At 72.2% G+C, this 6,888-nt stretch carries 7 protein-coding genes; 4 read left to right on the top strand and 3 right to left on the bottom strand.

Features of this window, described 5'->3' with window-relative positions:
- The 3 genes from BZL64_RS28105 to BZL64_RS28095 form a co-directional block, all read left to right on the top strand.
- A partial coding sequence (locus BZL64_RS28105) for a flavin monoamine oxidase family protein (protein ID WP_208639534.1) occupies window positions 1-529 on the top strand: 529 nt, incomplete at its 5' end.
- 216 nt (window positions 530-745) lie between these two features.
- Window positions 746-2,971, top strand: coding sequence for an acetate--CoA ligase family protein (locus BZL64_RS28100; RefSeq protein ID WP_086771980.1), 2,226 nt, complete (start codon window positions 746-748; stop codon window positions 2,969-2,971).
- Between the two features lie 157 nt (window positions 2,972-3,128).
- Window positions 3,129-3,968 (top strand): enoyl-CoA hydratase/isomerase family protein, encoded by an 840-nt coding sequence (locus tag BZL64_RS28095; protein WP_086771979.1) that lies wholly within the window; start codon window positions 3,129-3,131, stop codon window positions 3,966-3,968.
- A gap of 34 nt (window positions 3,969-4,002) precedes the next feature.
- Here BZL64_RS28095 and BZL64_RS28090 read toward each other — a convergent pair whose 3' ends face one another.
- Window positions 4,003-4,926 (bottom strand): hypothetical protein, encoded by a 924-nt coding sequence (locus BZL64_RS28090; protein WP_244205520.1) that lies wholly within the window; start codon window positions 4,924-4,926, stop codon window positions 4,003-4,005.
- Window positions 4,927-5,010: 84 nt separating this feature from the next.
- Between BZL64_RS28090 and BZL64_RS28085 the strand changes: the two genes are divergently transcribed.
- Window positions 5,011-5,595: a flavin reductase family protein gene (locus BZL64_RS28085; RefSeq protein ID WP_086771977.1), complete on the top strand. Its 585-nt coding sequence runs from the start codon at window positions 5,011-5,013 to the stop codon at window positions 5,593-5,595.
- A gap of 155 nt (window positions 5,596-5,750) precedes the next feature.
- Here the strand turns inward: BZL64_RS28085 and BZL64_RS28080 are convergent, their stop codons facing one another.
- Together BZL64_RS28080 and BZL64_RS28075 are read right to left on the bottom strand one after the other, a co-directional pair.
- On the bottom strand, window positions 5,751-6,542 hold the full coding sequence (locus tag BZL64_RS28080) for an ABC transporter permease (RefSeq protein WP_086771976.1): 792 nt from the start codon (window positions 6,540-6,542) through the stop codon (window positions 5,751-5,753).
- The coding region (locus BZL64_RS28075) for an ATP-binding protein DrrA1-3 family domain-containing protein (protein WP_143663332.1) at window positions 6,539-6,888 on the bottom strand (350 nt) is incomplete at its 5' end. The genes BZL64_RS28075 and BZL64_RS28080, both read right to left, overlap by 4 nt.

Raw genomic sequence — 6,888 nt, 5'->3', positions numbered from 1 at the left:
CCTCCTCCCGGCCGGCCGGGACCAGCTGACCCAGCGCCTGCCCATGGCCTCGGTGGGCAAGGCGATCGCCATCTACGACACCCCCTTCTGGCGGGCCGACGGCCTCAACGGCCAGGTCGTCAGCGACACCGGAGCGGTCAGCTCCACCTTCGACAACTCCCCGCCCGACGCCTCTTACGGCGCGCTGATGGGCTTCATCGAGGCCGACAAGATGCGCGCACTGGACGCGGCCCCGGCCGACACCGTGAAGGCCGCCGTCCTCGCGGACTTCGCCACCTACTTCGGTGACCGGGCCAAGACCCCCACCTCCTTCGTCCTCCAGCGCTGGAACAACGAGGCCTACACCCGCGGCGGGCCCGTCTCCATCGCCGCACCGGGCGTCCTGACCCAGTACGGCCCCGCCCTGCGCGCCCCCGTGGGCGGCATCCACTGGGCCGGTACCGAGACCTCCATCCACTGGATGGGCTTCATGGACGGTGCGGTGCGATCGGGCGAGCGGGTGGCGAAGGAGGTGCTGGCGGAGCTGTAGTCACCGGCCGGCCCCGGCCGGCCCCGGCCGGCCCCGGCCGGCCCTGGCCTCCGCCGCCCGCTCCACCACCGCCCCGCTCCTCCCTCCGCCCCCTCTGTCGTCCAACTCCGGCTCCGCCGCACATCCTCCGTGCACGACCATTCCTGACATCCCGTCAGTTCTGTAATCTGACAGAGCGTCAGTTACCAGTCAGTCACAGAGGAGCGGGGCGGACCGATGCTTGGATCAACCCACGGCACCCTCACCACCGACTCCCGCCGGGCCCGGGTTCTCGCCTGCGACGAGCGACCCGGGCCCGCCGTCCACGGCCGGCCCGCCGATGCGGGGGACCGGGACGTCAGCGGGCGCCCGCTGTATGCCGAGGTCCCCGACCTGGACCGGTTCTTCCGGCCCGGATCGGTCGCCGTGATCGGCGCCTCGGACACCGAAGGACGCCCGAACACCGGTGTCACACGCCAACTGGTGGGCTGGGCCGAGCGGGTGGGGGCTCGGCTGCACCCGGTGCACCCCACCCGCACCGCCGTCTTCGGCATCCCCTGCTGCCCGTCCGTCGCCGACCTGCCCGAACAGGTCGACCTGGCCGTGCTGCTGGTCGCCGACCCGCTGCCGGTGATCCAGGAACTCGCCGAGGCGAAGGTGAAGTTCGCCGTCGCCTTCGCCTCCGGCTTCGCCGAGACCGGCGCCGAGGGCGCGGCGGCCCAGGGGCGGCTCGCGGCGGCCGTGGCCCGCTCCGGCATACGCCTGCTGGGGCCCAACACCAATCTCAACGCCTTCGAGCACTTCCGGGACGATCTCGAAGGGCCCGCGATCGCACTGATCACCCAGTCCGGCCATCAGGGCCGCCCGGTGTTCGCCCTCCAGGAACTCGGCGTCCGCCTCTCCCACTGGGCGCCGACCGGCAACGAGGCCGACCTGGAGACCGCCGACTTCCTCTCCTACTTCGCCGAACGGCCCGAGGTCGGCGCGATCGCCTGTTACGTCGAAGGCCTGAAGGACGGCCGGGCCTTCCTGCTCGCCGCCGACCGGGCCGCCCGCCGCGGGGTTCCGGTCGTCGCCGTCAAGGTCGGCCGCACCGAGGCCGGGGCCCGCACCGCCGCCACCCACACCGGCAAGCTGACCGGCGCGGACGAGGTGGTGGACGCCGCGATGCGCCAGTACGGCGTGATTCGCGTCGACGGACTCGACGAACTCCAGGACACGGCCGCCCTGCTGGCGCGGGCCAGGCCGCCGCGCGCGGAGGGGGTCGTGGTGTACGCGATCTCGGGCGGCACCGGCGCGCATGTCGCCGACCTGGCGACGACGGCCGGGCTGCGGCTCCCCGAGCTGTCCGCGGCGCGGCAGGCCGAGCTGCACCAGTGGATACCGGAGTACCTGAACGTCGCCAACCCGGTCGACAACGGCGGCCATCCCGTCGGTGACCGGCGCGGCCGGAAGATCATCGACGCGCTTCTGGACGACCCTGAGGTGGGTGTCCTGATCTGCCCGATCACCGGCCCGTTCCCCCCGCTGAGCGACCGGCTCGTGCGGGACCTGGTGGACGCCGCCGAGGAGACGGACAAGCTGGTGTGCGTGGTGTGGGGGTCGCCGGTCGGCACCGAGCCCGCCTACCGGGACGTACTGCTCGGCTCCTCCCGTGTGGCGACCTTCCGCACGGTCGGCAACTGCCTGACCGCCGTGCGCGCCTACCTCGGCCACCACCGATTCGCGGCGGCCTACCGTTCCCCCTTCGACGAGGCTCCCCGCACCCTGTCGCCGTCCAGCCGGAAGGCGAAGATGCTGATGCGACCGGGCCAGCAGCTGAGCGAGCACGCGGCCAAGCAGTTGCTGCGGGCGTACGGGATCCGGGTGCCGCGCGAGCAGTTGGTGACCAGCGCGGCGGCGGCCGTGCGGGCGGCCGGGCTGGTCGGCTACCCGGTGGTGATGAAGGCGTCGGGCGAACGCATCGCCCACAAGACCGAACTGGGTCTGGTCAAGGTCGGCCTCACCTCCGCGAGCCAGGTCCGCGACGCCTACCGCGAACTCACCGACGTCGCCCGCTACGAGGGCGTCGACCTGGACGGCGTCCTGGTGTGCCAGCTGGTCGAGCAGGGCGTGGAGATGGTCGTGGGCGTCACGCACGACGAGTTGTTCGGGCCGACGGTGACGGTCGGTCTTGGCGGGGTCCTGGTGGAGGTCCTGCGGGACGTGGCCGTACGGGTGCCGCCGTTCGGGGAGGAGCAGGCCCGCGACATGCTGGCCGAACTGCGCGGGCGGCCCCTGCTGGACGGGGTCAGGGGGCGCCCACCGGCGGACCTGGATGCGCTGGTCGAGGTCGTCCTGCGGGTGCAGCGCATGGCGTTGGAACTGGGTGACGACCTCGCGGAACTCGACATCAACCCCCTGGTGGTCCTGCCGTGGGGGCAGGGGGCGGTGGCGCTGGACGCGCTGGCGGTGTGCCGCTGAGCGACGACCGCGTACCGATGCCGCCAGCACCGCCGCGGCTGCTGCCGCTGCTGCCCATGCCACTGCCACTGCCGCTGCCGCTGCCGCTGCCGCTGCCGCTGCAATTACCGGCGCTGCCGCTACCGCTACCGCTGCCAACGGGCGGAATGAGATGAACATGACCGATTACCCCCGTGAGTCGCCATTGACCGACAAGCCGGAAAATTCCGTTGAGTCATTGGTACGGCACGCCACTGACAATCACGTCTCGACCTTCACCCTCAACCGCCCCGAATCCCTCAACGCCATCACCCCTGACCTGCGTGAACGCCTGATCCAACTTTTTTCGGAGGCCTCCGCGGACCCGGAGGTGAGGGCGGTCGTCCTGACCGGAACGGGCCGCGGTTTCTGCGCGGGCGCGGACCTGCGGGGCGGCGGAGCGACGGGCGAGCGGATCCCCGGCGATGTCGCCCGCACCCTCCGCCTCGGCGCTCAGCGCCTGATCGCCGCCGTCCTCGACTGCGAGAAGCCGGTGATCGCCGCCGTGAACGGCACGGCGGCCGGCCTCGGCGCGCATCTCGCCCTCGCCTGCGACCTGGTCCTGGCCGCCGAACCGGCCCGGTTCATCGAGGTGTTCGTCCGCCGCGGGCTCGTCCCCGACGGCGGCGGGGCCTACCTTCTCCCCCGCCTCCTCGGCCCGCAGCGTGCGAAGGAGCTGATGTTCTTCGGCGATGCGCTCACGGCCCCGGACGCCGAGCGTCTCGGCCTGGTCAACCGCGTGGTGCCCGCCGACGAGTTGGCGAAGACGGCCCGCGCCTGGGCCGACCGGCTGGCCGCCGGCCCCACCCGAGCCCTCACCCTGACCAAGCACCTCGTCAACACGTCCCTCGACACCGACCGCGCCACCGCCTTCGCCGCCGAGGCCGCCGCCCAGGAGATCAACATGACCACGGCGGACGCCCGGGAGGGCGTGTCCAGCTTCGTGGAACGACGGGAGCCCCGGTTCCGGGGCCGGTGACAGCGATCAGGAGACGCGCGTCAGAAGGCCCGCATCAGAAGGCCCGCGTCAGGACGCGCAGCTCCTCCAGGTCACCGAAGATGGCGAACAGTTCAGGCGCGCGGTCCGTCCCGGCGATCGTCCACTCGGTCCCGTTCCCACAGCCACTGCCGGTACCGCTGCCCGTGTCGAGACGTACGACGATCCCGTCCCGGCCGGCGTACGTGCCGTCCTCTGCCGCCCAGGTGCCAGTTCCCTCGCACACCGCGAACTCGGCGTCCACGAAGGGATCGGCCTCCGCGGGCATCCGCGCCAGCTCGGCGCGCCCGCCCGGCAGCAGCCGCAGCACCGCGCCCTCCTCGTCCTGCCAGACACCGGCCAGTTGCGCGGCGGACAGCCGGGGAGGCTCGTACTCCTCGATGAGCCCGGTGGCCGTGGCCAGAGCCGCCGCCGGGAAGGCGAGGACGAACAAGGCGACGGACACGACACCCGCCCGCCACCAGACACCCCAGACGCCCCGGACACCTGTGGCGCTCCCCACGCGCGCGTACGCCATCGCGAGCACGGGCAGGACCGCGAGCACCGCGAGGGAGCAGGCGATGTCGGTGAAGGACCAGCCCCACACCACCGCCCCCACGACACCCCAGACGACGCCGACGATCACCGCGCCCAGCAGGTGCCGGACCCACTGCGGCCACCGCGCCCCACGCAGCACCACATGACCGAGGGCGGCCCCCGGAAGTACCTGTACGCAGGCATGGAGGAACCCCAGCACTGGCAGGTACAGCGGCGCGAAAGGCACTGCGACGGCCAGCAACAGCATTGCCCCGTCAGAGCTGGTGCCGTACTGGTCGCCGGCCGTCCCGTGGACCCACGACAGCACGAACACGGCCGGAAGCTGCGCCGCCGCCCCGGCCGCCGCCGCACCGGCGTACGTCACACCCTGACCGGCTCCGCGCCGCGTCTCCCCCGACCCCATGGGCCAGAGCGTACGTTCCGCCGTCGCGCCCATTCCCCCGACCCCTTCCCATCTGACGTACCGTCAGTTTCAATGAGGAGCATGATGGGACACGCAGGCGCGGCGGCCGTGGCCGTCCGGCATCTTCGGGCGGGGCCGGTCGAGCCGCTGCCACGTCCGGAGTTGCGCTGCGTCCGTGAGGACGAGCGGGCGCCGGTCGATCAGGGAGAGTTCCGGCGGGTGCTGGGGAACTTCGCGACAGGGCTGACCGTTGTGACAGCACCGGCCACCGCTCCGGGCGAATCCCCCGCCGGCTTCGCCTGCCAGTCCTTCTCGTCCCTCTCCCTCGACCCACCCCTCGTCGCCTTCATGGTCGGCCGTACGTCCACGACCTGGCCGCGGATCGCCGCCGCGGGCGTCTTCTGCGTCAACGTCCTCGGCGCGGGCCAACGCGAGTTGTGCCGTGCCTTCGCGGTCAGCGGCGCCGACAAGTTCGCGGGCGTCACCCACGACCCGGCTCCGGTCTCGGGCGCCCCCCGCCTCACCGGGGCCCTCGCCTGGATCGACTGCACGATCCACGCGGTCCACACCGGCGGCGACCACCTCATCGTCGTAGGCCGCGTGAACGCCCTGGGAGCGGCCACCGGGGACGAGGCGCCGCTGCTGTTCCACCGGGGGCGGTTCCTCTAGCGGTCGAGGCGGGCCGGACTGCCGGGCGATCGGTCGGGCGATCGGTCGGGCGATGGGTCGGGCCGGGAACGCCGGCAGGGCGGCGCAGCCGACGTGATGTCGGGGTACGCCGCCCTGGGGCGGGAGGTGCGGGGGCCCGTTGCCATGGGCGTCGGTTACTTGGGGTCGCGGTTGAACAGGGACGTCGACCAGAAGTAGCCGAGGGCGCAGAGCGCCAGGCACCAGGCGACGGCGAGCCAGCCGTTGTGGCCGATCTCGGTGCCGAGGAGGAGTCCGCGCAGCGTCTCGATGGCGGGGGTGAAGGGCTGGTACTCGGCGATGGGCTGGAACCAGCCGGGCATGGTGTCGGCCGGGATGAAGGCGCTGGAGACGAGAGGGAGCAGGATCAGGGGCATGGCCATGTTGCTGGCGGCCTCGGCGTTGGGGCTGGCGAGTCCCATACCGACGGCGATCCAGGTGAGGGCCAGGGCGAACAGGGCGAGGAGTACGAAGGCGGCCAGCCATTCCAGGGCGGTGGCGTCGGTGGAGCGGAAGCCGATGGCCACGGCGACGATCCCGACCAGGACCAGGCTGGCGAGCACCTGGAGGACGCTGCCGACGACGTGCCCGATGATGACCGAGCCACGGTGGATGGCCATGGTGCGGAAGCGGGCGATGACGCCCTCGGCCATGTCGGTGGAGACGGACACCGCCGCGCCGATGACGGTGCTGCCGATGGTCATCATGAGGATGCCCGGGACGATGTAGGCGATGTACTCGGAGCGGTCGGCGGTGCCGCCGCCGATGCCGGCGCTCATCACGCCACCGAAGATGTAGACGAAGAGCAGCAGCATCATGATCGGCGTGAGCAGCAGGTTCAGGGTGAGGGACGGGTAGCGCCGGGCGTGCAGGAGGTTACGGCGCAGCATGGTGTTCGAGTCGCGTACGGCGAGGGAGAGGGCGCTCATCGGACGTTCTCCTTGGACTGGTGGGGGACGCTGCCCGGGCCGGTGAGGGCGAAGAAGACATCGTCGAGGTCGGGGGTGTGCACGGTCAGTTCGTCCGCCTCGATGCCGGCCGCGTCGAGCCGGTCGAGGATGGCGCGCAGTTCGCGCTGACTGCCGTCGGAGGGGAGCTGCAGGGCGAGGGCGTCGTCGTCGCGGGTGACCTCGCGCAGCGCGGTGGCTGCTTCCTCGTAGCCTCGCGGGTCCTCGAAGCGCAGCCGGACGTGCCCGCCGGGAATGAGCCGCTTCAGCTCGTCGGCGGTGCCCTCGGCGGCGATCCTGCCGTCGCTCAACACCGCGATGCGGTCGG

The organism is Streptomyces bobili (genome assembly GCF_002154575.1).
GTDB classification, from domain to species: domain Bacteria; phylum Actinomycetota; class Actinomycetes; order Streptomycetales; family Streptomycetaceae; genus Streptomyces; species Streptomyces bobili.
The sequence above is the reverse complement of the archived record's forward strand: the minus strand, read 5'-3'. Positions and strand labels throughout refer to the sequence as shown.